28 protein-coding genes and 1 other RNA gene are annotated in these 23,272 nt (G+C 69.4%); 15 read left to right on the forward strand and 14 right to left on the reverse strand.

Annotation, left to right across the window (positions count from 1 at the left end; all coding sequences use genetic code 11):
* Positions 1 to 64: 64 nt before the first annotated feature.
* Positions 65 to 772 (reverse strand): c-type cytochrome, encoded by a 708-nt coding sequence (locus ACO06I_RS18830; protein WP_421934156.1) that lies wholly within the window; start codon positions 770 to 772, stop codon positions 65 to 67.
* Between the two features lie 136 nt (positions 773 to 908).
* On the opposite strand from ACO06I_RS18830, the gene ACO06I_RS18835 reads away from it, so the two are divergent.
* Genes ACO06I_RS18835 through ACO06I_RS18845 form a run of 3 tightly spaced genes read left to right on the forward strand, consistent with a single transcriptional unit; the run spans position 909 to position 2,802 of the window.
* On the forward strand, positions 909 to 1,655 hold the full coding sequence (locus tag ACO06I_RS18835; RefSeq protein ID WP_421934157.1) for a 3-deoxy-manno-octulosonate cytidylyltransferase: 747 nt from the start codon (positions 909 to 911) through the stop codon (positions 1,653 to 1,655).
* Positions 1,652 to 2,497, forward strand: a complete 846-nt coding sequence (locus ACO06I_RS18840; protein WP_421934158.1) for a prephenate dehydratase — start codon at positions 1,652 to 1,654, stop codon at positions 2,495 to 2,497. Before ACO06I_RS18835 ends, ACO06I_RS18840 begins: the two co-directional genes overlap by 4 nt.
* Positions 2,497 to 2,802, forward strand: a complete 306-nt coding sequence (locus tag ACO06I_RS18845; RefSeq protein WP_421934159.1) for a hypothetical protein — start codon at positions 2,497 to 2,499, stop codon at positions 2,800 to 2,802. Before ACO06I_RS18840 ends, ACO06I_RS18845 begins: the two co-directional genes overlap by 1 nt.
* 149 nt (positions 2,803 to 2,951) lie before the next feature.
* Here the strand turns inward: ACO06I_RS18845 and ACO06I_RS18850 are convergent, their stop codons facing one another.
* The 3 genes from ACO06I_RS18850 to nudC form a co-directional block, all read right to left on the reverse strand.
* Positions 2,952 to 3,584 (reverse strand): glutathione S-transferase family protein, encoded by a 633-nt coding sequence (locus ACO06I_RS18850; RefSeq protein ID WP_421934160.1) that lies wholly within the window; start codon positions 3,582 to 3,584, stop codon positions 2,952 to 2,954.
* Between the two features lie 63 nt (positions 3,585 to 3,647).
* Positions 3,648 to 4,034, reverse strand: coding sequence for a VOC family protein (locus ACO06I_RS18855; protein ID WP_421934161.1), 387 nt, complete (start codon positions 4,032 to 4,034; stop codon positions 3,648 to 3,650).
* Between the two features lie 57 nt (positions 4,035 to 4,091).
* Complete coding sequence (nudC, locus tag ACO06I_RS18860; RefSeq protein ID WP_421934162.1) at positions 4,092 to 5,015, reverse strand: NAD(+) diphosphatase; 924 nt, start codon at positions 5,013 to 5,015, stop codon at positions 4,092 to 4,094.
* Positions 5,016 to 5,075: 60 nt separating this feature from the next.
* On the opposite strand from nudC, the gene ffs reads away from it, so the two are divergent.
* From ffs to ACO06I_RS18875, 3 genes are all read left to right on the forward strand, one after another.
* Positions 5,076 to 5,174, forward strand: an RNA gene (ffs, locus tag ACO06I_RS18865) — signal recognition particle sRNA small type.
* 39 nt (positions 5,175 to 5,213) lie between these two features.
* Positions 5,214 to 7,016, forward strand: a complete 1,803-nt coding sequence (locus ACO06I_RS18870) for a DNA polymerase III subunit gamma/tau (RefSeq protein WP_421934163.1) — start codon at positions 5,214 to 5,216, stop codon at positions 7,014 to 7,016.
* Positions 7,017 to 7,043: 27 nt separating this feature from the next.
* Positions 7,044 to 7,370, forward strand: a complete 327-nt coding sequence (locus tag ACO06I_RS18875; protein ID WP_304701198.1) for a YbaB/EbfC family nucleoid-associated protein — start codon at positions 7,044 to 7,046, stop codon at positions 7,368 to 7,370.
* Here ACO06I_RS18875 and ACO06I_RS18880 read toward each other — a convergent pair.
* Positions 7,367 to 7,885, reverse strand: coding sequence for a GNAT family N-acetyltransferase (locus ACO06I_RS18880; RefSeq protein WP_421934164.1), 519 nt, complete (start codon positions 7,883 to 7,885; stop codon positions 7,367 to 7,369). The two genes, ACO06I_RS18875 and ACO06I_RS18880, sit on opposite strands and share 4 nt — an antisense overlap.
* 77 nt (positions 7,886 to 7,962) lie before the next feature.
* Between ACO06I_RS18880 and recR the strand changes: the two genes are divergently transcribed.
* Positions 7,963 to 8,565: a recombination mediator RecR gene (recR, locus tag ACO06I_RS18885; RefSeq protein ID WP_421934165.1), complete on the forward strand. Its 603-nt coding sequence runs from the start codon at positions 7,963 to 7,965 to the stop codon at positions 8,563 to 8,565.
* Here the strand turns inward: recR and ACO06I_RS18890 are convergent.
* Positions 8,562 to 9,080, reverse strand: a complete 519-nt coding sequence (locus tag ACO06I_RS18890; RefSeq protein WP_421934166.1) for a GNAT family N-acetyltransferase — start codon at positions 9,078 to 9,080, stop codon at positions 8,562 to 8,564. The genes recR and ACO06I_RS18890 overlap by 4 nt on opposite strands.
* A 57-nt stretch (positions 9,081 to 9,137) precedes the next feature.
* Between ACO06I_RS18890 and mtnN the strand changes: the two genes are divergently transcribed.
* The 4 genes from mtnN to ACO06I_RS18910 all read left to right on the forward strand — a co-directional run bounded on the left by mtnN (position 9,138) and on the right by ACO06I_RS18910 (position 12,848).
* Complete coding sequence (mtnN, locus tag ACO06I_RS18895) at positions 9,138 to 9,872, forward strand: 5'-methylthioadenosine/S-adenosylhomocysteine nucleosidase (protein WP_421934167.1); 735 nt, start codon at positions 9,138 to 9,140, stop codon at positions 9,870 to 9,872.
* Positions 9,873 to 9,882: 10 nt separating this feature from the next.
* Positions 9,883 to 11,139 carry a DNA recombination protein RmuC gene (gene rmuC, locus ACO06I_RS18900; RefSeq protein ID WP_421934168.1) on the forward strand — a complete coding sequence of 419 codons (1,257 nt, stop codon included), beginning with the start codon at positions 9,883 to 9,885 and terminating at the stop codon, positions 11,137 to 11,139.
* A gap of 15 nt (positions 11,140 to 11,154) precedes the next feature.
* The gene (def, locus tag ACO06I_RS18905; RefSeq protein ID WP_421934169.1) at positions 11,155 to 11,664 is read left to right on the forward strand and encodes a peptide deformylase; all 510 of its coding nucleotides are present in this window, start codon (positions 11,155 to 11,157) and stop codon (positions 11,662 to 11,664) included.
* Positions 11,665 to 11,966: 302 nt separating this feature from the next.
* Complete coding sequence (locus ACO06I_RS18910) at positions 11,967 to 12,848, forward strand: hypothetical protein (RefSeq protein WP_421934170.1); 882 nt, start codon at positions 11,967 to 11,969, stop codon at positions 12,846 to 12,848.
* A 39-nt stretch (positions 12,849 to 12,887) separates the two neighbouring features.
* Here the strand turns inward: ACO06I_RS18910 and ACO06I_RS18915 are convergent, their stop codons facing one another.
* On the reverse strand, positions 12,888 to 13,223 hold the full coding sequence (locus ACO06I_RS18915; protein ID WP_421934171.1) for a hypothetical protein: 336 nt from the start codon (positions 13,221 to 13,223) through the stop codon (positions 12,888 to 12,890).
* An 86-nt stretch (positions 13,224 to 13,309) separates the two neighbouring features.
* On the opposite strand from ACO06I_RS18915, the gene fmt reads away from it, so the two are divergent.
* A complete protein-coding gene (fmt, locus tag ACO06I_RS18920) occupies positions 13,310 to 14,236 on the forward strand; it encodes a methionyl-tRNA formyltransferase (RefSeq protein WP_421934172.1) in 927 nt (308 codons plus the stop codon).
* Positions 14,236 to 14,973 carry a tRNA pseudouridine(38-40) synthase TruA gene (gene truA, locus ACO06I_RS18925; RefSeq protein ID WP_421934173.1) on the forward strand — a complete coding sequence of 246 codons (738 nt, stop codon included), beginning with the start codon at positions 14,236 to 14,238 and terminating at the stop codon, positions 14,971 to 14,973. Before fmt ends, truA begins: the two co-directional genes overlap by 1 nt.
* 12 nt (positions 14,974 to 14,985) lie before the next feature.
* Here truA and dapE read toward each other — a convergent pair whose 3' ends face one another.
* Positions 14,986 to 16,131: a succinyl-diaminopimelate desuccinylase gene (gene dapE, locus ACO06I_RS18930; protein ID WP_421934174.1), complete on the reverse strand. Its 1,146-nt coding sequence runs from the start codon at positions 16,129 to 16,131 to the stop codon at positions 14,986 to 14,988.
* A 303-nt stretch (positions 16,132 to 16,434) separates the two neighbouring features.
* Between dapE and ACO06I_RS18935 the strand changes: the two genes are divergently transcribed.
* Positions 16,435 to 16,941: a hypothetical protein gene (locus ACO06I_RS18935; RefSeq protein ID WP_421934175.1), complete on the forward strand. Its 507-nt coding sequence runs from the start codon at positions 16,435 to 16,437 to the stop codon at positions 16,939 to 16,941.
* Positions 16,942 to 17,004: 63 nt separating this feature from the next.
* Here ACO06I_RS18935 and ACO06I_RS18940 read toward each other — a convergent pair whose 3' ends face one another.
* The 5 genes from ACO06I_RS18940 to argB all read right to left on the reverse strand — a co-directional run bounded on the left by ACO06I_RS18940 (position 17,005) and on the right by argB (position 21,029).
* Positions 17,005 to 17,502 (reverse strand): hypothetical protein, encoded by a 498-nt coding sequence (locus ACO06I_RS18940; protein ID WP_421934176.1) that lies wholly within the window; start codon positions 17,500 to 17,502, stop codon positions 17,005 to 17,007.
* 325 nt (positions 17,503 to 17,827) lie between these two features.
* Complete coding sequence (locus ACO06I_RS18945; RefSeq protein WP_421934177.1) at positions 17,828 to 18,325, reverse strand: hypothetical protein; 498 nt, start codon at positions 18,323 to 18,325, stop codon at positions 17,828 to 17,830.
* A 300-nt stretch (positions 18,326 to 18,625) separates the two neighbouring features.
* Positions 18,626 to 19,456 (reverse strand): 2,3,4,5-tetrahydropyridine-2,6-dicarboxylate N-succinyltransferase, encoded by an 831-nt coding sequence (gene dapD, locus ACO06I_RS18950; RefSeq protein ID WP_421934178.1) that lies wholly within the window; start codon positions 19,454 to 19,456, stop codon positions 18,626 to 18,628.
* Entirely contained in the window at positions 19,456 to 20,118 is a 663-nt protein-coding gene (locus ACO06I_RS18955; RefSeq protein WP_421934179.1) for a pyrimidine 5'-nucleotidase, read from the reverse strand. The genes dapD and ACO06I_RS18955 overlap by 1 nt, the downstream gene beginning before the upstream one ends.
* Positions 20,115 to 21,029 (reverse strand): acetylglutamate kinase, encoded by a 915-nt coding sequence (gene argB / locus ACO06I_RS18960; protein ID WP_421934180.1) that lies wholly within the window; start codon positions 21,027 to 21,029, stop codon positions 20,115 to 20,117. The genes ACO06I_RS18955 and argB overlap by 4 nt, the downstream gene beginning before the upstream one ends.
* Positions 21,030 to 21,164: 135 nt before the next feature.
* On the opposite strand from argB, the gene ACO06I_RS18965 reads away from it, so the two are divergent.
* Positions 21,165 to 22,436 (forward strand): amidohydrolase family protein, encoded by a 1,272-nt coding sequence (locus ACO06I_RS18965; RefSeq protein WP_421934181.1) that lies wholly within the window; start codon positions 21,165 to 21,167, stop codon positions 22,434 to 22,436.
* 9 nt (positions 22,437 to 22,445) lie between these two features.
* Here ACO06I_RS18965 and ACO06I_RS18970 read toward each other — a convergent pair whose 3' ends face one another.
* Positions 22,446 to 23,201 carry a Crp/Fnr family transcriptional regulator gene (locus tag ACO06I_RS18970; RefSeq protein WP_421934182.1) on the reverse strand — a complete coding sequence of 252 codons (756 nt, stop codon included), beginning with the start codon at positions 23,199 to 23,201 and terminating at the stop codon, positions 22,446 to 22,448.
* Positions 23,202 to 23,272 lie beyond the last annotated feature (71 nt).

Genomic DNA, 23,272 nt, shown 5'->3' on the forward strand with positions numbered 1-23,272 from the left:
AAGACCCCCCGCGATGCGGAGGGTCCTGTCGTCCGGCCTGTCCCCGAAGGGGCGAGGCGGTGTCTTACTTGGTGGCGGTGGGAGCCGCGGCCGCGCCCGTGGTGGGGGCCTGGCCGGCGGGGCCGCCGGCGGTGGCGGGCGGCGTGGCCGTCGAGCCGGTGGCCGTGGGGGTCGCAGCCGTGGCCGCCGCGCCTTCGGCCGGGGCGGCGGGCGCCGCGGCGGCGGCCGGGTTCGGGGCCGGGAACGGGATGGTGGCGCCCTTGGTGTGCAGGTACGCCAGCAGGTTGATGCGGTCTTCCGGCTTCTTCAGGCCGACGAAGCCCATCTTGGTGCCGGGCACGTCCTTGGCGGGGTTCTTGATGAACTCCGACAGGCGCTCGAAGTCCCAGACCGGGTTCTTGGAACCGTATTCGACCATGGCGGCCGAATAGGCGAAGCCGGCGTGACTGCCGGGCTTGCGGCCGACGATGCCCCACTGGTTCGGGCCGGTGCCGTTGGCGCCGCCCTGATCGATGGTGTGGCAGGACTTGCACTTGGCGAAGACCGCCTCGCCCGCGGCGACGTCGGCGGTCGGCAGGACCGTCCCCCAGTCGATGGGGGCCTCGACGGCCGGGCCACCGGGGCCGGCTTCGGCGGCCACCTCGATGGCGTAGCCGGGCTTCTCGGCCTTTTCGGTCGAGAAGATGCCGGAGGAAAGTTCGCGAAGGCCGACAATGGCCAGACCCGTCGCCAGCACGGCGCCGGCGACTTTGTTGAACGTAAGGTCGCTCATCGTCTTGAAATCGGCCCTCTAATCGGCCGGTCCGAAGACCGGCGGAAGCGCGGGAATCCCCGCCCCTTATTGCGCCCGCGTCTCTTACACGCTACCGGCGCTGGCGCAACCGGCCAGTTGGTTGCTCCAGGATACTATGAACCCGATCGTCCTTATTCCCGCGCGTCTTGCGGCCACCCGCCTGCCCAACAAGCCCCTCGCCGACATCGAGGGCGTGCCCATGATCGTGCGGGTTCTCCGCCAGGCCCAGGCCGCGAACCTCGGTCCGGTGGCGGTGGCGGCGGGTGATTCGGCGATCGTCGAGGCGGTGAAGGCGGCCGGCGGGCGGGCGGTGCTCACCGATCCGGACCTGCCCTCGGGCTCCGACCGGCTGGTGGCGGCCCTGGCGGAGCTGGACCCGCAGGGCGCCCACGACGTGGTGATCAACCTGCAGGGCGACATGCCCTTCGTGGCGCCGGCCGACATCGCCGCCTGCGCGGCCCTGCTGGCGGACCAGCCCTCCTGCGACATCGCCACCATCGTGGAGAAGGAGTCCTCGCCGGAGGTCCGCACCAATCCCGACATGGTCAAGGCGGTGCTGGCCATGGCGGCGGACGGCAAGACCGGCCGGGCGCTCTATTTCACCCGCTCGACCCTCTATGGCGACGGGCCGGTGTGGCATCACCATGGCATCTACGCCTATCGCCGGGCGGCCCTGGAGGCCTTCACCCGGGCCCCGCCCTCGCCGCTTGAACGGCGCGAGAAGCTGGAGCAGCTGCGGGCCATGGAGCTGGGGCTCTCCATCTGGGCGACGGTGGTCGACTCCGCGCCGATCTCGGTGGACAACCCCGCCGATCTGGAGCGGGCGCGGGCCTTTGCTCGCCAGCTTAGGGACAAGTCATGAACAAGGGACGGATCGCCTTCCAGGGCGAGCTGGGGGCCAATAGCCACGAGGCCTGCCTGGCGGCCTTCCCGGACATGGAGCCGGTGGCCCATCCGACCTTCGAGGAGGCCTTCGAGGCCATCAAGACCGGCGACTGCCAGCTGGGCATGATCCCGGTGGAGAACTCCATCGCCGGGCGGGTGGCCGACGTGCACCACCTGCTGCCCAACTCGGGGCTGAAGATCATCGGCGAGCGGTTCAAGCCGATCCACTTCCAGCTGATGGCCAATCCCGGGGTGAAGCTGGAGGACCTGAAGACGGTGTCCTCCATGCCCATCGCGCTGGCCCAATGCCGCCAGGTGGTGCGCCGCCTGAAGCTGCGCGCCGAGCCGGTGGGGGACACCGCGCTCTCGGCCAAGCTGCTGGCCGAGAAGCCCGACCCCACCAAGGCCGCCATCGCCCCGGCGCTCGCCGCCGAGCTCTACGGCCTGGAGATCCTGGCCCGCGACGTCGAGGACACCCACAACAACACCACCCGCTTCCTGGTGATGACCGCCGACCGCGATCCGCCGGCGCCGCCCTTCACCAGCCCCTGCATCACCAGCTTCGTCTTCCGGGTCCGCAACATGCCAGCGGCCCTTTACAAGGCCATGGGCGGGTTCGCCACCAACGGGGTGAACATGACCAAGCTGGAGAGCTACATGGAGAACGGCGCCTTCACGGCGACCTTCTTCTACGCCGAGGTGGACGGCCGGCCCGAGGACCGCAGCCTGGCGCTGGCCTTCGAGGAGCTGCAGTTCTTCTCCGAGCGGTTCGAGATCCTGGGGGTCTATCCCGCCGATCCGTTCCGGGCCCACGTCTGATGCGCACCATCGAGATGGACGGGGCGGCCTATCCCAGCATCAAGGCCTTCTGCGAGGACCTGAAGAGCGAGATCCGCGCCCTGCCCGGGCACGGGAACAGCATCGAGTCCTTCGTGGACTCGATGATCTGGGCCAACGGCATGAGCGAGCTTCCGCCCCCCTACATGATCCGGGTGCGCGGCCTGCACGGCGGGCCGCTGGCTGAGTTCGTCAAGGACCTGTCCAATGCGCTCGGCCAGGCCCGGATGGAGGTCCGCAATCGCCGGGCCGAGGACGTCGAGGTCATCCTGACGCTGCGGCGGTAGGGGCGCTCTTCTCCTCTCCCACTTGTGGGAGAGGGTAGGGTGAGGGCTCTTTCCGAGGTTCAGAAACTCACCACGTCAGCAACGCGCAGCCCTGCTGCGCGCCCCTCACCCTACCCTCTCCCCATGAATGGGGAGAGGAGAAGAGGTTCCTAGGCCAGGGCGTGCGCCGCAGCGATCAAGGCGTCGTCGATCTCGCGAGCGCGGACGGCGGCGGGGCGGGCGGCCATGCGGTCGGCATAGGCCTTGAACACCGGCCGCGCCTCGATGGAGCCGAACTGCAGGCCCCAGCCGAGATGGGCGCCGACATAGAGATCGGCAGCGGTGAAGCTGTCGCCGGCCAGGTACTCGCGACCGGTCACGGCCTTTTCCAGGGTATCCATCACGTCGCCATAGTCGCCCCAGCCGGCGCTGCGCTTGTTGTCGGGGGTAACCTCGAAGCCCAGGCTCTTGGCGGTGACGGCGGCCTCCACGGGACCGGCGGCGTAGAACAGCCAGCGGTAATAGTCGCCGCGCGCCTTGCTCCCCACCGGCGGGGCCAGGTTCGCCTGCGGGAAGGCGTCGGCCAGATAGGCGCAGATGGCGGCGCATTCGGTGACGACGGTGTCGCCGTGGGCGATGGCCGGGACCTTGCCCATGGGATTCACGGCAAGATAGGCCGGGTCCTTGATGGTCGCCCAGTCGAGGATGCGGGTCTCGTAGGGCTGGCCCACCTCCTCCAGCATCCAGCGGATGATCCGGCCCCGGGACATGGGGTTGGTGTAGAAAACGATCTGGTCCGACATGGCTTTTTCCTCCGGTGTTGGAGGCAGCCTAGACCACCCTGCTGACAGCAGTGTGGCAGCAGACTAGGGCGCGGTCACGATCAGCTGCCCGTTCGCGTCGAGCTTGCCCTTTGACTGGTCCAGCATGACCAGGACATTGCCCTGCGGGTCCATGACGACGGCGCAGCGGCCGATGGGGATGTCGAAAGGCTGGCGAATTTCCCGGCCCCCGGCGGCGAGGAAGCGGTCAAAGGCTTCGTCGACGTCCGCGACGAGAAGGTTGGCCTCGGGACCCAGCTGGGTGTGAAGGACCAGTTCGGCGTCGGTGTCCGGCATGGCCAGGCCTGCGGCGACCGGCGAGCGCCAGATCACCCGGTGGCCCAGGGCGTCGGTGTAGAAGGCGATGCCGGCGTCGAGGTCGGCCGCCTTCAACATCAGGCAGTCGAGCTTGCGGAAAAGCGGTTCAGCCATGGGGTCCTCCCGTTGGAGAAACCCTAGCGCGGACTGCCGCCAGCGCTATGGCAACAGTCAGCTCTCCGCCCAGGCCTTGATGAGCTGGTGGGCGATGGCCATGGGGCCGGGGGCGAAGGTGTTCTCCAGCTTGCCGGCCAGTAGCAGCCGGGCCTCGGCCTTGGTGAACCAGCGGACCTCGGAGAGCTCGGTCTGGTCGGGGGTGGCGTCGTCGTCCTCCACCTGGGCGATCAGGCCGATCATCAGGGAGGACGGATAGGGCCAGGGCTGGGTGGAGTGATAGACCACCGAGGAGGTCTTCAGGCCGGCCTCCTCGTGCAGTTCGCGGGCGCAGGCCTCCTCGATGGTCTCGCCGGGCTCTAGGAATCCGGCGAGGGAGGAGAACATGCCCTTGGGCCACACTTCCTGGCGGCCCAGCATGCAGCGCTCGCCGTGGACGGCCAGCATGATCACCACCGGGTCGGTGCGCGGGAAGTGCTCGGCGTTGCAGGCCGGGCAGGCGCGCTTCCAGCCGCCCTCGGCCACCAGGGAGGGCTCGCCGCAGTTGGCGCAGTGCTTGTGGCGGCGGCGCCATTCGAACATCTGCTTGGCCGTGGCCAGGATGGCGGCGTCGGTGTGGGGCAGGCGGGTGGCCAGCGCCCGCAGGTCCTCGAACCGGCCCAGGCCCGCCAGGGGCCCGTCGCAGGGGTCGGCCCCGCCCTCGATGTCGAGGGCGAAGACCGCGGTCTCCTTCCACAGGCCCATGAACAGCAGGCGCTCGGCCCCGCCGGCCATCTCGGCCACCATCTTGGCCGGCAGGTAGGCGATCTGCACGCCGCCGTCCTTGCTGGTCTCCACCAGGGGCTTGCCGTTCCAGATGGCCAGCCCAAGGGATTCGTCGGATTTCAGCCGTTCGGCCAGCCAGGCCTCGTCCTTCCGGCGCTCGCTGGCGCGGTTCAGGGGGTTTCCGGCGAAGGTGTTCTGGAAGGAAGAAAGAGCCATGAAACGTCTCATAGCGTCGCCCAAGCTTGCGCGCGAGCCTCAAGGTCGCGATATAGGGGGTGGAGATCGGCGACGGGCGGACGCCTCGCCAACCCGGTCAGGTCCGGAAGGAAGCAGCCGCAACGAGTTTCGCTCCGGGTCGTCGTTCGGTCTCCACCCTAGCTTTCAGAATCAGTGCGCTCTCGAGGCGCGGGGCGCATGGCCGACGAAGATCTCTCGCCCGATCCCGAGCTTCCCGAGCGGGACCCCGACACGGCCGACATGTTCGGCGCGCCCGTCGCGGTGACGCCCGCCCCGGTCGCGGAAGCCTCGGCCGCCTACACCGTCATCGCCCGCAAGTACCGGCCCCGCACCTTCGACGACCTCTATGGCCAGGAGGCCATGGTGCGGACGCTGAAGAACGCCTTTTCCACCGGCCGCATCGCCCACGCCTTCATGCTCACCGGGGTGCGCGGGGTGGGCAAGACCACCACCGCCCGCCTGCTGGCGCGGGCCCTGAACTACGAGACCGACACCGTCCACGAGCCGACGCTGGATCTCCACGTCGAGGGCCGCCACTGCAAGGCGATCATCGAGGGCCGGCACATGGACGTGCTGGAGCTCGACGCCGCCAGCCGCACCAAGGTCGAGGACATGCGCGAGCTGCTGGACGGGGTGCGCTACGCCCCCGTCGAGGCGCGCTACAAGGTCTACATCATCGACGAAGTGCACATGCTCTCCACCTCGTCCTTCAACGCCCTGTTGAAGACCCTGGAAGAGCCGCCGCCGCACGTGAAGTTCATCTTCGCCACCACCGAGATCCGCAAGGTGCCGGTGACCATCCTCTCGCGCTGCCAGAGGTTCGACCTGCGCCGGGTGGAGCCCGACGTGATCGTCAAGAACCTGGAGATGATCACCGAGGCCGAGGGCGTGCGCGTCGATGCCGAGGGGATGCTGCTGATCGCCCGGGCCGCCGAGGGCTCGGTGCGCGACGCCCAGTCCATGCTGGACCAAGCCATCGTCCAGGGGGAGCCCGGCCAGACCGTGCCGGCCACCCTGATCCGCGACATGCTGGGACTGGCCGACCGGGCCCAGACCATCACCCTGTTCGAACAGACCATGCGCGGCGAGCCCGGCCCCGCCATCGAGACCTTCCGCACCCTCTACGGCTATGGCGCCGATCCCGGCCAGGTGATGATCGACCTGCTGGAGCACGCCCACGCCGCCTCGGTGGCCAAGGCCATCGGGGTCCACGCCCTGATCATGCCCCGCGAGCAGGCCGGCCGGCTGGCGGCCATCGGGGCCTCGGTCTCGGCCGGCACCCTCTCGCGCATGTGGCAGATGCTGCTGCGGGCCCATGACGAGGTGCGGCGCAGTCCCGACCCCGCCGCGGCGGTGGACATGGCCCTGATCCGCCTGGCCTACGCCGCCGACCTGCCTGGTCCGGAGGAGGCCCTGCGGCGGTTGCAGACCGGCGATCCGGTCGGCGGCGCGCCGGGACCTTCCGGCGGCGGCGGCGGGGGTGGCGGGGGAGCGAGCCAAGGCGGCGGCGGGAGCGTCACGGCCCAGGCCCGCGTCCTGGCGCCCGAACCCCAGGCGGCCGAGGCGCCGCCGGTGCTGCAGTCCTTCGCCGACGTGATCGCCCTGATCGAGAAGAAGCGCGACATCTCCCTGCGGCTGGACGTGGAGCGCTATGTGCGCCCGGTCAGCTTCCGCCCCGGGGCCATCGAGTTCGAGCCGGCCCCCGGCGCTCCGGCCAACCTGGCCCAGCGGCTGATCGGCCGCCTGCGCGAATGGACCGGCCAGCCCTGGCTGATCGCCGCCCAGGGCGGCGGCGGGGCCGAGAGCCAGTGGGAGCGCCAGAAGCGCGAGGAGCGCGAGATCCGCGCCCAGATCGAGCAGGACCCCTTCATCCTGTCGGTGATGGAGAGCTTCCCGGGCGCCGAGATCGTCAGCATCCGCAACCTGCCGACGCCGGAGGCCTCGCCGGCCGACGCGCCGCCGGAAGAGGACGAAGACTAGTCAGATGAGCGACCGAGTGAGGGTTCGATGAAGGATTTGGGCGGCCTGATGAAACAGGCCCAGGCCATGCAGCAGAAGCTGGCCGAGGCGCAGGAGCGCCTGGCGCAGCTCTCCATCGAGGGCACGTCGGGCGGCGGCATGGTCAAGGTGGTGCTGAAGGGCTCTGGCGAACTGGCCTCGGTGGAGCTGGACGAGAGCCTGTTGGCGCCCGGCGAGGGCGAGGTGATCTCCGACCTGGTGGTGGCCGCCCACGCCGACGCCAAGCGCAAGCTGGACGCCGAACAGGCCCAGCTGATGCGCGACGCCGCCGGCCCGCTGGCCGGCATGGGCCTGCCGGGCATGCCGAAGTTCTAGAGCTTCAGTTCCAGCCGGGCGACCTGGTTGGTGCGATCCATCAGCTCCTGGGCAGCCTTTCCGATCTGGACGAAGCCGTGACGCAGCCAGAAGCGCAGGGCGTCGGGATTCTGATCCTGGACCACCAGCCGGATCGCCCGGCCGCCGTGGCCGCGGATCCAGGTCTTCAGCGCTTCGAGGATGCGTTCGCCAAGTCCTGAGCCGCGCGCTTCCGGCGCGACCAGCAGCAGGCCCAGGTACCAGATGTGTTGCGCGGGGAAGTCGCGCAGCAGATCGACGGCGGCGGTCAATCCGTCCTCAGTCCAGACGCCGATGACGAATTTGTCGCGCAGCGGGTGGTCGGGCGGGACCTCCACCAGCAGGTCGGCCGCCGCGTGGGGATCGGGCGGGTGTCCGGTCACCAGCACCTCGAAGTCCTCGCAGCGCTCCAGCAGCTCCTGCAATTCGGCCACGGCGCTGCCGCCGATGAAGGCCGTGAGCGCGCCCTCGACGACGGGAAGGTCGGGGGTGGTCATGGCGCGGGCTCCCCTCGACATCTACATAGGACCTACAGACAATCCCCTGAATCGCACCCGCCTCGCCAGGAGCCAGTTTGGCCGCCTCCGCCGGACCTGAAATCGAGCGCCTGATCGCGCTGTTGTCGAAGCTGCCGGGTTTGGGGCCCAGGTCGGCGCGGCGCGCGGCGCTGGCCCTGCTGAAGCGGCGCGAGCAACTGCTGCAGCCCCTGGCCGAGGCCCTGGCGGTGGCCGCCGAGCGGGTGAAGACCTGCCGGGTCTGCGGCTCTCTGGACACCCAGGATCCCTGCGCCATCTGTTCCGACCGCTCCCGCGACCCGACCCTGGTCTGCGTGGTGGAGGAGGTCGGCGCGCTCTGGGCCATGGAGCGGGCCAGCGCCTTCCGCGGCCGCTACCACGTGCTGGGGGGCCTGCTCTCGGCCCTGGACGGGGTGGGGCCCGAGGCCCTGAGGGTCAATTCCCTGGTGACCCGGGCCATGGAGGAGGGGGTGACCGAGGTGATCCTGGCCCTGCCGGCCACGGTGGACGGCCAGACCACGGCCCACTACCTCGCCGAACGCCTCTCCAACGCCCACGTCTCGGTGACCATGCTGGCCCGCGGGGTGCCGGTGGGGGGCGAGCTTGACTGGCTGGACGACGGGACCATCGCGCAAGCGATGCGGGCGCGGCGGCCGGCCTAGGGCCGCTTCGCCACCCAGACCAGGCCCGACCAGGTGTGGCCGTCGTAGGTGCTGGTGAAGTCGCGGGTCGCGTCGCGGTCGAGGCCCAGCTTGCGCATCACTGACTGGGAGCGGTGGTTGGTGGCCTCGGTATAGCTGAGCACCTCCTCGAAGCCGCAGCGGGCGAAGCCGTCGGCGAGGCTGGCGCGGGCGGCCTCGGTGGCGATGCCGGAGCCCCAGGCGCGGCGGACCAGGCGCCAGCCGACCTCCACATTGGGGGCGCGGGGATGCCAGGCGTCGATGGGCATGATCCCCACATAGCCGAGGAAGCCGCAGTCGTGGTCGGTCACCACCCAGCGGGTGAAGCCCAGGCGGTCATGGGCGTCGCGGTAGCGGGCCATCTTGCGAGCCGCCTCGTCGCGGCCCACGGGGCCGCCGGCGTCGGCCTGGACCTCCGGGTCGGCCAGCATGTCGGCGAAGGCGTCGAGATCGTCGTCGCGCCAGGGCCGCAGGATCGTCCGGTCGGTGGTGATCATGGCGTCGGCCTCCCGGGAATCTGGTAGCACGGCGGCAGGCCGATGAACGAGGCGCCCATGTACGGAATCCTTTGCGCGACCCCCGAGGAGCTGGCGGCCCTGCAGGGGCGGCTCGGCGTCACCTCGAGGCCGGCGACCTATGGCCCGACCCAGGTCTGGATCGGCGAGCACCACGGGCAGGCCTTCGCCCTGGCCCTGGCAGGAATGGGCAAGGTCAATGCGGCGGCGGCGGCGACCCTGCTGCTGGCGGTCTTCCATGCCGATGTGCTGATCTTCGCGGGCGTCGCGGGCGGGCTGAACCCGGCCCTGGGGGTCGGTTCGGTGCTGCTGGCCGAACGCCTGGACATCCACGACTACGGCCATGTCTTCGAGGGCGCCTTCACCCCCACGCGGTCCGGCGAGATGCCCATCGGGGCGCCGCGGCTGACGGCCCTGACCCCGGTCGCGCCCAAGGTGGCCGCCGATCTCGCGAGGCTGCGGGACGCGGTGGCGGCGAAGCTTGGCCATCCTATCGCGCTGGGCGGGGTGATCACCGCCGACTACTTCCTCAACTGCGCGGTGACGCGGGACCAGCTGCACGCCGCCTTCGCCGCCGACGCCATCGACATGGAATCCGGGGCGGTGGACCAGGTGGCGCTCGCCTGGGGCCGGCCGCTCTATGTGATCCGCACCCTGTCGGACCTAGCCGGGGCGGAGAGCCATCTGAGCTATCTGGAGATGGCGCAGATGGCCGCCGACAACTCGGCCCTCTGCGTCCCGGCCCTCCTGGCGATCCTCGCCGACTCCGGCTAAAGAACGGAGCATGAACTCGCTCCTGATCCTGCTCGTCGTCGCCCTCGTGGCCGCCGCCATTGGCTTCACCTGGGCCCTGATGGAACGGGGCCGGGCCAATCGGGCCGAGGCGCGGGCCTGGGACCTGCAGGATTCCGCCTCCCGTCTGAAGCTGATCGAGGAGCAGGGGGGCCGCAACGCGGCCATCATCCAGGCCGAGGCCGCCAACGCCATCGCCGAACAGGTGCTCAAGCGCGCCGACGAGACCTTCCAGAACCGCGAGCAACTGGCCCAGGCCCGCCTGGAGGCCCAGCTCAAGCCGGTGGCCGAGAGCCTGGCCAAGTTCCAGGAGCAGGTGGTGGCGGTGGAGAAGACCCGCGCCGAGGAGACCGGCGGGCTGAAGGCCCAGATTAGCCAGCTGCTGCTGGCCTCGACGGCGACCCAGGAAGAGGCCCGCAAGCTGTCGGCCGCCCTGCGCCGCGGGGCCGGGGTCCAGGGCCGCTGGGGCGAGCAGACCCTGCGCAACGTCCTGGAGGCCGCGGGCCTGCACAACCGCTACGACTTCGACGAACAGACCTCCACCGACACCGAGGAGGGTCGCCGGCGGCCCGACGTCACCGTGCGCCTGCCCGGCGGGGCGGTGTTCGTCATCGACGCCAAGTGCTCGCTGAACGCCTTCCTCGACGCCCAGGACGCTACCGACGAGGCGATCCGCGAGGCCTGCTATGTCCGCCACGCCCAGAGCGTGCGGGCCCACATGATCGGCCTGTCGGCCAAGACCTACTGGGACCAGTTCAACCAGGGCTCGCCGGACTTCGTGGCCATGTTCATCCCCGGCGACAGCTTCCTCGCCGCGGCCCTGGAACGGGCGCCCGAGCTGATGACCGAGGCCATGGACAAGCGGGTGCTGGTGGTGACGCCCACCACGCTCTTCGCCCTCTGCAAGGCGGTGGTCTACGGCTGGCGGGTGGAGGAGCAGGCGGCCAACGCCCAGGAGATCTCCAAGCTGGGGCGCGAGCTCTACAAGCGCCTGTCGGTGATGGGCGGCCACGCGGCCTCGGTGGGCAAGGCCCTGGAGGCGGCCGTGGGGCGCTACAATTCCTTCGTCGGCTCCCTGGAGACCCAGGTCATGACCCAGGCCCGCCGGTTCGAGGACCTGAAGGTGGACCACGAGGGCCGCGAGATGCCCGAGCTCGGCCCGGTGGAGACCGGGGTCCGGCCCCTGACCAAGCTGGCCCTGGATCCCGAGGAGGCGCCGCCCGCCGTCTTGACGCTCAAGGGCCGCTGACCTACCTGAAATCCCATGGCTCTTCGCGAAATCCTCGTTGTCCCCGACCCTGTGCTGAAACAGGTCTCCACCCCCGTCGAGGTGGTGGACGACGACCTGCGCGCCCTGATGGACGACATGCTGGAGACCATGTACGCGGCGCCCGGCATCGGCCTGGCGGCGATCCAGATCGGCGTGCCCAAGCAGGTGATCGTCATGGACCTGGCGCGCCCCGAGGAGCCGCCGCAGCCGCAGTATTTCGTGAACCCGGAGATCCTGTGGGCCTCCGAGGACACCGCCCCCTACGAGGAGGGCTGCCTGTCGGTCCCCGACATCTATGACGAGGTGGAGCGGCCGGCCCGGGTGAAGCTGAAGTACCTGAACTATCAGGGGCAGGAGGTCGTCGAGGAGGCCGAGGGCCTCTACGCCGTCTGCATCCAGCACGAGATGGACCACCTGAAGGGCGTGCTGTTCATCGACTACCTCTCGCGCCTGAAGCGCGATCGGGCGGTGGCAAAGGTGAAGAAGCAGGTCCGCGCCGCCTAAGGCCCGCGCCATTCCGATGAATTGATCCGAGGCCGAGAGCTTCCGATGGGGCCCGCCCGCGCGGGAGGGGACGATCAGGTTCTGGACGTGAACCTGTCGCCCCGACCAGACCCCCCCCGGGGCCCGGTCCCGACGATCCCGAATATCCTTTTCAGGGCCGCGGATTCGTCGGTCGCCAACGCGGACCGGTAAGCGCACCGGGCCTCGCATCCCGATAGCAGGGAGCCTAACACGGGGGCATGGCGTTTTCTGGTACGGCGCCCGCCGCGTTACCCATTCTGAGTGAGCACCCTGCGGCGATCATGACCGACGACCCGTTCCAAGGCCGCAGCTTTCCCTATGACGCCCTGGGGGCGATGCTGGCCCGGCCTGAGCTGGAGGACGCCATGCGCCGCTCCGTGCGCGGCGCCGTGGACTATTACGCCACCGCCCCGACCCTGCACCGCAACGTCAAGGACGTCAGCCGCTTCCTCCTGGGGGTGGTGGCGCTCTACCTGGACGCCAGCGGGGGGCTGACCCACCGCCGCCTGCGAGAGCTGTCGGGCAAGAGCGGCATCCTCAGCGCCGGCACCGCCACGGCCGTCCTGCTCAGGCTGCAGCTGATCGGCTACGTGACCCGGGGCGAGGCGCCCAACGGACTGCCGCGGCCCTACAAGCCCACCGCGGCCATGGCCATGGCGTTCCGCGATCGACTGCGGATCGAACTGGAGGCCGTGGCGTGTCTGGAGCCCGGCATCCAGGCCCTGCTGGACGACCTCGACGACCCGGCGACCTTCGCCGCCTTCATGGCGGTGATGGGCGAGCAGTCGATGCAGGCCGCCGCCGCGCCCAATCCCGACATCGCCCCCTTCAACGCCCTCTCCATCCGCTCGGCCGGGCTGCTGATCCTGTTTGACCTGATGATGCGCGCCGACCGCGGGGGCCCCTATCCGCCGCAGGGGGAGGTGGAGGTGTCGGTGGCCGCCCTGGCCCGGCGCTACGAGGTGTCGCGCAGCCATGTGTTGAGCGTCCTGCGGGACATCGAGGCCGCCGGCTGGATGACCAAGGGGGGCGTCGACGGGACCTGGTTGCTGACCCCGGCCCTGGGGCAGACTGTGCGGATCTTCTACGGGATCACCTATCTGGGCCTGATCCGGGCCGCCGAGATGGTGGCCGAGCGGCGGCCCGACCGGCTGGCCGGCTAGGTCGCGCGCGTGGCGGAGACCCCCGCCACGCCCGGGCGCCTATTTCTTGGCGTCGGCGGCGGCCTTGTCGATCTTGGCGTCGGCGGTGGCGGCGGCGTCCTGGGCCTTGTCGCCGGCCTTGGCCGCCCCGGCCTTGAGTTCGGCGCCGGCGGTGGTGAGCGCATCCTTGGCCACGGCGCCGGCCTCGACCGCGCCCTCCTTCACGTCGGTCCCCAGGTCCTTCATCTCCGGACTGGTGGCGACCTCCTTGGTGGCCTCGCCGATCTTGGCGGCGGCGGCCTTGGCGTGTTCGCCGGTCTGGGCCTGTTCGGACTTGGAGCAGGCGGTGAGCGCGAGGCCCGCGACGGCGAGCGAGATAACGATGGCGTGGCGCATGGAACTTTTCTCCGAATGAGGCGTGCGGGTAACGGTCACGCTTGAGGCCGGTTCCCTATCGCCCCGCGCGCCGCTAAACCCCCGCCATGCGCCTGGCCTTCCTTGGAACCCCCGACTTCGCTGTCGCCTGTCTGGCGGCCCTGGTGGAGGCCGGCCATGAGATCGCGGCGGTCTACTCCCAGCCGCAGGCCCCGCGCGGGCGCGGCCAGGACCTGAAGCCCTCGCCGGCCCATGCCTACGCCCTTGAGCGCGGCATCCCGGTGCGGACGCCTGCGTCCATGCGCGACCCCGCCGAGATCGCCGCCTTCGCCGACTTGAAGCTGGACGCCGCGGTGGTGGTGGCCTTCGGCCAGATCCTGCCCCGCGAGGTGCTGGAGGCGCCGCGGCTGGGCGCCTTCAACCTGCACGCCTCCCTGCTGCCGCGTTGGCGCGGGGCGGCCCCCATCCAGCGGGCGATCATGGCGGGCGACAAGGTCACCGGGGTGGAGGTCATGCAGATGACCGAGGGCCTGGACGAAGGCCCCGTCCTGGCCTCCGAGACCGTCCGCATCGACGCCCTGGAGACCGCCGGGACCCTGCACGACCGGCTGGCGGCGGTGGGCGCCGATCTGCTGACGCGCACCCTGGCCGCCGTCGAGGCGGGAACGGCCGTGGCGACGCCCCAAGCCGAAGAGGGCCTGACCTACGCCAAGAAGATCCGGCCCAAGGAGGCGCGGCTGCGCTGGACCCGGTCCGCCACCGAGATCGACCGCAAGATCCGCGGCCTGTCGCCCTTCCCGGGCGCCTGGTTCGAACTGGCCACCGACAAGGGGCCGGTGCGGGTGAAGGCCCTGCTGTCCCAGGTGGATGACGGTTCTGGAGCCCCCGGACAAGTCCTCGATGAAAGACTGCTGGTGGCCTGCGGCGAGGGCGCGGTGCGCCTGCTGCGGGTGCAGCGGGAGGGCAAGGGGCCCCAGGACGCCGAGGTCTTCCTGCGGGGATTCCCGGTGGCGGCGGGAACGAGCGCCCTCTGATGCCGCGCTACCGGATGACCATCGAGTATGACGGCCGGCCCTATAAGGGCTTCCAGGCCCAGGCCAGCCTGCCGACGGTGCAAGGCGCGATCGAGCGCGCCATCCAGGCCTTTTGCGGCGAGGACGTGCGGGTCAACGCGGCGGGCCGCACCGACACCGGGGTCCATGCGCTCGCCCAGGTGATCCATATCGACCTGGAGAAGGCCTGGCCGGCGGCGACCGTGCGCAACGCCATCAACGCCCACCTCATGCCTGAGCCGATCTCGGTGCTGGAGGTCAGCGTGGCGGAGGGGGACTGGCACGCGCGGTTCTCGGCCACGGAGCGGCGCTATCTCTACCGCATCCTCAATCGCGAGAGTCCGCCGGCCCTGGACCGAGGGCGGGTCTGGCATGTGAAGAAGCCTCTGGACGCCCAGGCCATGCATGAGGCCGCCCAGGCCCTGGTGGGCCATCACGACTTCACCACCTTCCGGGACCTGGCCTGCCAGGCCAAGTCGCCGATGAAGACCATGGACCTGGCCACGGTCCGCCGGGAGGGCGCCGAGGTGGTGCTGGAGTTCGCCTCCCGCTCCTTCCTGCACCGACAGGTCCGCTCCATGACCGGCACCCTCGCCGAGGTGGGGATCGGACGCTGGACCGCCGCCGACGTGAAGGCCGCCCTGGAGGCCCGCGACCGCACGGCCTGCGGGCCTGTGGCGCCGTCGGATGGGCTGTACCTGACCGCGGTGAGGTACTGAGGCCCGGGGGTCCTAGCCCTTGAAGGTCTCGAAATAGCGGGCGATCAGGCGTTCGTAGACCGCCTGGAGCTGGCGGATCTCGGCGACCGGTGCGCGTTCGTCCACCGAGTGCATGGTCTTGCCCACCAGGCCCAGCTCCACGACCGGGCACAGCGCGCGGATGAAGCGGGCGTCCGAGGTGCCGCCGGTGGTGGAGAGCTCCGGGCCCTTGCCGGTGACGTCGGCCACGGCGGCGGCCACCACATCGGTGAAGGGGCCCGGTTCGGTGAGGAAGGCCTCGCCGCTGATGGAGGGGGTCACCACGATATTGCCCTGGAAGCCGGCCAGGGCCACGCGGGCCTCGCCCTCGATCCAGTCGGCCAGGGCCTGGCCGGTGTGGTTGGGATTGAAGCGGATGTTGAGCCGGCCCCGCGCGGCCGCCGGGATCACATTGGTGGCGGGGTTGCCGACATCCACCGTGGTGACCTCCAGGTTCGAGGGCTGGAAGCCCAGGAAACCGGTGTCCAGCTCATGCTCCGTCAGGCGGTTCAGCAGGGCGATGAGGACAGGAATGGGGTTGGCGGCGCGGTGCGGATAGGCCACGTGGCCCTGGACGCCCTCCACCACGATGTCGACATTGATCGAGCCGCGGCGGCCGATCTTGATCATGTCCCCGAAGGTCTCGGAACTGGTGGGCTCGCCCACCACGCAGTGGTCGATAATCTCGCCCTCGGCCTGCAGCGTCTGGACGACAAGCTTGGTGCCGTGGGTGGCGATCCCCTCCTCGTCCCCGGTGATCAGGAAGGAGAGGGAGCCTGAGACCTGGCCCGCGTCGATGGCCTTGGCGGCGGCGGCGGCGAAGGCTGCGACGGCGCTCTTCATGTCCACCGCGCCCCGGCCGATCAGGACCTCGTCGACGATCTCGGCGGCGAAGGCCTCGGAGCTCCAGGCGGCGGCGTCGCCGACCGGCACCACGTCGGTGTGGCCGGCGAAGCAGAGGTTGGGCCGCGCGGTCCCGTAGCGGGCGTAGAGGTTCTCGATCTCCCCGAACTTCATCCGGCGGCAGGAAAAGCCCAGGCCCTCCAGGGTCTGCTGGACGATGTCCATGGCGCCGGCGTCGGCCGGGGTCACGGAGGGGCGGCGGATCAGGTCCTGGGTCAGGGCGACGGGATCGAGCATGGCCCTGCTGGTAGCGGCCCGCGCGCCGGCGGGCAATGGCGTCGGCGCGGGGGTGTCAAGGGCTTCTGCCCGAAACGGGCTGGTTAATTTCTGTATTCCATCCCGTAGTGGGAAGCAACTGCATCGACCTCTGGAGCATAAAGGAAGAAACTCCCAACTCAATTGAGGAGAACATCAATGCTCAGATCGTGGTTTGATTCAAATTCCGGACGCCAATCACGCCCGATGACTGACGAATCGCCCAACTGTGAAGGGTGGGTTATGGCCGAACGGCCGCATTTCGGGAAACGGCGTGAAGGCGCGGTGCGACAACTGTCGGCCACCAGTCATCTGTACTTCGCGATCCGGTCGATCTGCGCCGATGGACACCAGCACGTCATGCAGTACGCCTTCGTCGATGACCGGGGGACGGTGGTGCTCAGCGCGCTGGCCCGCTCGGCCAGTCCGGTGACCATGATCGCCGGCCAGCCGGCCGAGGACCTGACCATGGAGCCCCTGGACGCCGAAGCCTTCGAGTACCTGATGAGCCGCCTGTGCGGCGGCGCCACCCTGGTGGCCTTCCACCGGGTGCTGCAGGGCGGGCTGCTGCCCTATGTGGCGGTGGCCCAGGCCGCCAGCGTCGACTGCGCCTGGCGCCGGTTCCAGACGGTGGCCCGGCGGCGGGGCATCCGGCTCTCCCGCGGGGAGCCCCTGACCCTGGCCGACTGCCTCGAGCGGGCCGGCCTGCCGCCCCTGCAGTCCGACGACGCGGCCATGCGCGCCCTGGCGATCCGCGACCTGTGGCGGTGGATGGACGACCTGGACTCCTGAGGCCGGTGAGCCAGCCTGTCTCCCAGGCCTGGAGCCTGATGGGCGCCTGAAGCGGAAGCCGGTTCAGGCGCCCGTCCGCCCGGTCTCCGGACGGTCCCAGAACAGCGGCCGCAGGTCGCCGAAGAACTGGTCGAGGCCGTACTGGTCTCCCAGAACAAACAGACCCTCCTCGTCACGCACCAGATAACCCCGCTCCGCCAGGGCCAGGAGCTTGCGCCGCGCGCTTTCCCGCGGGATGCGGGTGATGTCGGCGAGGCTGAGGGCGTTGAGCCCGCGCGGGCGGCTGGAGATCCTGCGGGGTTGGGCGGCCTGGCTCATGGACTCCGAAAGGTCCGCCAACAGGAAGATCAGGTAGAGCAGGTACTGGTCCAGGTCGCCGTCGAACCGGTTGCGCGCGCGCACCAGGCTCGAGGACAGATGACCGCCCCACCGATAGAAGAAGCGCGAGACGTCCTGATCCAGATAGCCGGGATAGGGCTCCGCGCCCGCCGCGGCGAGGCTCGCGTTGTCGGGATCTCTGTGGGTGTTGTCTGGGTCGGCATGGAGGCGGGCCGGCAGCATTGGGAGATCCGTGATCAGGGTTAACGGTGTGTAAACGATCAAACTTGTGATTCAATAGTATCGAATGCTCAGAGGTGAGCTTCGAGGACAACCCCAGGTGCGATCGACTCGGCTCCGATACCAGAAAGTCGGCGTCGCACAACCGTCATTTATCTTAGGATTCGACTTTAAGGTGCGGTCGACATATATCCCCATAATGGGGAAATTGTGGCGATCCGAGGCCTGACGCGCGACCGGCTGGCCGCCCCCGCCGCAGGCTTTCGCCGGGGCCGCCCTCATGGGTCTGGAGCGTGACGGACGCCTGGACCGGCGACCGTGTCAGACTCTAGCGGTCGGCGTCGGGACGCACGGCGTCCCAGAACAGGGGCCGCAGATCGGCGAAGAACTGATCCAGACCGTACCGCTCGCCCAGCATGAACAGGCCGTCGTCGTCGCGCACCAGATAGCCCTGGTCGGCCAGGGCCAGCAGCTTGCGGCGGGCGGTCTCGCGGGGGATCTGGGTGATGTCGGACAGGCTCAACGCATTGAGGCCGCGGCGGCGCGCGAAGGTGCGCGGCGGGGTGGCCGACAGGGAGTCCGAGAGCTCCGACAGCAGGAAGATCAGGTAGAGCAGGTACTGGTCCAGGTCGCCGTCGAAACGGCTGCGGACCCGGATCAGGGTGGCCGAGAGATGGCCGCCCCAGCGGTAGAAGAAGCGCGACACGTCCTGGTCGAGATAGCCCGGATAGGGCTCGGCCCAGGAGGCGGGCTCGCCGTTCACGAGAGGCTGGGCCGTGTCCGTCTCGGCCGAAGCCTTCCGATCGTCATGAGACACGCTAAGCATCGAATTGGCCTCTCAGTAGAGTTAACGAATGTTAACTAAGTAATCCATCTCTGATATCCGGTCTTTGTAAATTGTTAACTTTTGTCCACCGACCGGATACATCGGAGATGGGGCCGGATTAGTTCGGCACAACCTCCTTTGCTGTTATCTAATCTATATATTCGCCTTTAAGGCGAGAAGGTGGCTTGCACCCAAAATGGGGTTTGAGCTGTGGGAGACGGTCACTTTCCTGTGCAGCGGGCATGAAAAAGCCCAGGGCGCACGCGCCCTGGGCTCGTTTCCGGCGGCTCGAGGACGGCCTTAGTCGCGGAGCAGTTCGTTGATCGAGGTCTTGGAGCGGGTGCGTTCGTCCACGGTCTTGACGATGACCGCGCAGTTGATGGACGGCAGGCCCTCGCCGAAGGGGCTGGGCATGGAGCCCGGCATGATCACCGAATAGGGGGGCACCTCGCCCTGGAAGACCTCGCCGGTCTTGCGATCGACGATGCGGGTGGTCGAGGTGATGAAGGTGCCCATGGACAGCACGCTGCCCTTGCGGACGATGACGCCCTCGGCGACCTCGGAGCGGGCGCCGATGAAGCAGTCGTCCTCGATGATGGTGGGGTTGGCCTGCAGGGGCTCCAGCACCCCGCCGATGCCGGCGCCGCCCGACAGGTGGACGTTCTTGCCGATCTGGGCGCAGGAGCCGACCGTGGCCCAGGTGTCCACCATGGTCCCCTCGTCGACATAGGCGCCGATGTTGACGAAGGAGGGGGTCATGATGACGTTGCGGCCGATATAGGCGCCGCGGCGGACGATGCAGCCGGGGACGGCGCGGAAGCCGGCGGCCTCGAAGCGGGCGGCGTCCCAGCCGGTGAACTTCAGGGGGATCTTGTCCCAGTAGGGATGCGGCGCGCCGGCGTCGATCAGCTGGTTGGCGCTGAGCCGGAAGGACAGCAGGATCGCCTGCTTGGCCCACTGGTGGGTGGTCCAGACGCCGTCGTCGCCGCGGCTGGCGACGCGCAGGGTTCCGGCGTCGAGCTGGTTGAGGGTTTCCTCGACCGCCTCGCGGACCTGGCCCTTGGTGGCGGTGTTGACCCCGTCGCGGGCCTCCCAGGCGGCTTCGATCACGGACTTCAGGTCTTGGGACATCAGGTGGGTTCCTTCAGACGCGCAGCCCCGAGGAAGGGCGCGAGCTTGGCGGTGCGGTGTTGGACGAAGGGGGCGGTGGAGGTTTCCGCGCGCGGGCCCACCAGGACGGTGGTCATGCCCAGGTCGAAGGCGGGCTTCAGGTTGCGCTCGGAGTCCTCGAAGAAGCTTGTGGTGGCGGGATCCAGGCCATGGGCGTCGATCATCCGCTGGAAGCCCAGGGGATCGGGCTTGGGCGTGAAGCCGAAGGAGTGGATGTGGAAGACGTCGTCGAACAGATGATCCAGGCCCAGATGGGCCAGGACCCGCTCGGCGTGCCGGTCGTCGGCGTTGGTGAAGATCAGCCGGCGTCCGGGCAGGCGTTCCAGGGCGGCCAGCAGGTCGGCGTCATGGGCCAGCAGGTCCAGGGACAGATCGTGGAACAGGGCGTGGAAGTCGGCCGGGTCCACCCCGTGGTTCAGCATCAGGCCGCGCAGGGTCAGGCCATGCTCGGCCAGGTACTTCTTCTGCAGGGCGTAGGCCTCGTCCCGCGGCAGGCCGGTGACCTTGGCCACGAAGTCGGTCATCCGCCCCTCGACCTGGCCCATGAAGCCCGACTCCTCCGGATAGAGGGTGTTGTCGAGATCAAACAGCCAGGTGTCGATGTGGGCGAGGTCGGGGCTCATCGGGTGATGAGGGTGCCCGACCCGTGCTCGGTGAACAGCTCCACCAGCATGGCGTGGGGCCGACGGCCGTCCAGGATGACCACCGCCTCGACCCCTGACTCCACCGCGGCGATGGCGGTCTCCAGCTTGGGGATCATGCCGCCCGAGGCGACGCCGGTGGCGATGGCGTCACGGGCCTGGGCGACGCTCATCTCGCGGATCAGCTCGCCGTCGGCGCCCAGGACGCCGGTGACGTCGGTGAGCAGCAGCATGCGCTTGGCCTTCAGCGCCCCGGCCAGGGCGCCGGCCACGGTGTCGGCGTTGATGTTGTAGGTCTGGCCCTCCTCGGAGACGCCGATGGGGGCGATCACCGGGATGTAGTCGTGGTCGGCGGAGATCAGGCCCTGGATGAGCTGCGGGTCGATGCGGGTCGGCTCGCCCACGAAGCCCAGGTCGACGGCCTGCTCGATCTGGCTGCCGGGGTCCTTCTTGGTGCGCTCCACCTTGCGGACGGTGATCAGCCGGGCGTCCTTGCCCGACAGGCCCACGCCACGCACGTCGGCCTCGGCGCCGGCCAGCGTGATCCAGTTGGCGATTTCCTTGTTGATGGCGCCCGACAGCACCATTTCGGCGACCTCCATGGTGGCCTCGTCGGTGACCCTCAGGCCATCGACGAAGGTCGACTTGACCCCGGCCTTGTCCAGCATGCGGGAGATCTGCGGGCCGCCGCCATGCACCACGACGGGGTGCAGGCCCAGCAGCTTCAGCAGCACGGCGTCGGCGGCGAACAGGCGGGCCACCGACTCCTGGCCCATGGCGTGGCCGCCGTACTTGATCACCACGGTCTCGCGATCGTAGCGCTGGATATAGGGCAGGGCCTCGGCCAGCGTCTTGGCGGTGGCCCAGCCTTGCTCTTCGGGGGTCTCGGTCACGTCGCTACGCACTCCGTCGGCTCGGAGGGGTCGATTAGCGGACAAGGGCGCCCCTGTCACCTTCGCGGCGGCTCGACGGCGCGCGCCGTCGTGTTAGCGTCACCGTCCGAGTCCAACCCCCGAAGGTATCCTCCCATGCGCCTGTCCGCCCTGTTCGCCTGCGCGGCCGTCCTGTTCGCCACCGCCGCCCAGGCCAAGACCGTCGCGGTCAGCGCCGAGCGCCTGGTGGACGTGGCCACCGGCAAGGTCACCGAGAAGCCCCTGGTGATCATCACCGATGGCCGCATCACCGCGGTCGGCAAGCAGGGGGACGCGACCCCGGCCGGGGCGCAGGCGGTGAACCTGCCAGGGGTGACCCTGCTGCCGGGCCTCATCGACATGCACACCCACATCACCTCGTCGCCGCTGTTCGGGGGCTACAACTATCTGGAGAAGTCCGACGCCTATTGGGCGGTGGCCTCGACCCGCTACGCCAAGGACACCCTCGACGCCGGCTTCACCACGATCCGCAACGTCGGCGCCGACTTCTATGACGATGTCGGCCTGCGGGAGGCGATCGACGACGGCCTGGTGGTGGGGCCGCGCATCATCACCGCCACCTACGCCATCGGCGCCACCGGCGGCCACTGCGACTCCACCTTCTTCCCGCCCTCCATGAACCAGGTGGCGGAAGCCGTGATCGACAGCCCCGACGAGGGCCGCCGCATGGTGCGCAAGCTGAAGAAGTACGGCGCCCAGGTGATCAAGATCTGCGCCACCGGCGGGGTTTTCTCCCACGGGGACGAGCCGGGCGCCCAGCAGCTGACCCTGGAGGAGATCAAGGCCATCGTCGACGAGGCCCACATGGCGGGCCTGAAGGTGGCCGCCCACGCCCACGGGGCGCCGGGGATCAAGGCCTCGATCCTGGCGGACGTCGACACCATCGAGCATGTCAGCCTGGTGGACGACGAGGGGATCAAGCTGGCCCTGCAGAAGGGGACCTACTTCGGCATGGACATCTACAACACCGACTACACCCAGGCCGAGGGCAAGAAGAACGGCGTGCTGGAGGACAACCTGCGCAAGGACCGCGACATCGGCGAGATCCAGCGGCAGAACTACGCCAAGGCCCTGAAGGCTGGGGTGAAGATGATCTATTCCACCGACGCCGGGGTCTATCCGCACGGCGACAACGCCAAGCAGTTCGCGGTGATGGTGCGCTATGGCGCGACCCCGCTGCAGGCCATCCAGTCGGCCACGGTCACCGCCGCCCAGGCGCTCGGCCAGGAGAAGGACGTCGGCCAGGTGAAGGTCGGCGCCTATGGCGACCTCGTGGGCGTGACCGGCGATCCCCTGAAGGATGTCACCGTTCTCGAGCACCCGGCCTTCGTGATGAAGGGCGGGGACGTGGTGAAGGCGCCCAACTGATCCGGGAGGCTAGAGCGTCACCTCGGGCAGGACCGTGGCGAAGTGGTGCTCCACGGCTTCGTAGCATTCGCAGGAGGCCTTCTCGAGACCGGCGCGGTCGAGGATCTCCACCCGGCCGCGGTGGGTCTTGAGGAGGCCGCGGGCGGCCAGCTGGGCGGTGACGGCCGAGACCGTGGTGCGCTGGACCCCCAGCATCTCGGCCAGGGATTCCTGGGTCAGGTGGATGATCTTGTCGCCGGCCCGGTCGTGGGTGGCCAGCAGCCAGCGGCAGCAGCGCTCCTCCACCGTGTGCAGGGCGTTGCAGGCCACCGACTGCATCATCTGGGCGAGTAGGGCGTCGGCGTAGCGTGAGAAGAGGTCGCCGAACCGGGCCGAGCCGAGCTTGGCGGCCTCCAGGTGGCTGGTGGAGATGGCGTAGGCCGAGCCGGCCACCTGCACGACGGCGCGGCCGAAGGCGGGCTTGTGGCCCTCGCTGACGATGCCGCCGACGGCGCCCTCCCGGCCAATGGTCGCGGCCTCCACCTCGCGGCCGTCTCGGGTGACGATCAGCAGGGAGGCCATGGTCTGGCGGCAGGGGAAATAGGTGGTGGCCACATCGTCGCCGGGCTCGAACAGCACCCGTCCGCGGGGCAGGGCGACGAGCTCCAGGTGCGGCTCCAGGATCGCGAAGTCCCGCAGGGACAAGGCGGCCAGCAGGCGATTGGAAAGGCGCGGATGCGGGCCCGACTGGTCCGTGCTGTCCGGCGCGGAGACGACCTTGTTCATGCGACAACTCCCCAGGTACCGACCTGGTAAGAACGCGCGATCGGCCGAACGGCTCCGCTTGTCCGATACCC

Origin of the sequence: Phenylobacterium sp. (genome assembly GCF_965229015.1) — a bacterium.
In the GTDB taxonomy this organism is placed as follows: domain Bacteria; phylum Pseudomonadota; class Alphaproteobacteria; order Caulobacterales; family Caulobacteraceae; genus Phenylobacterium.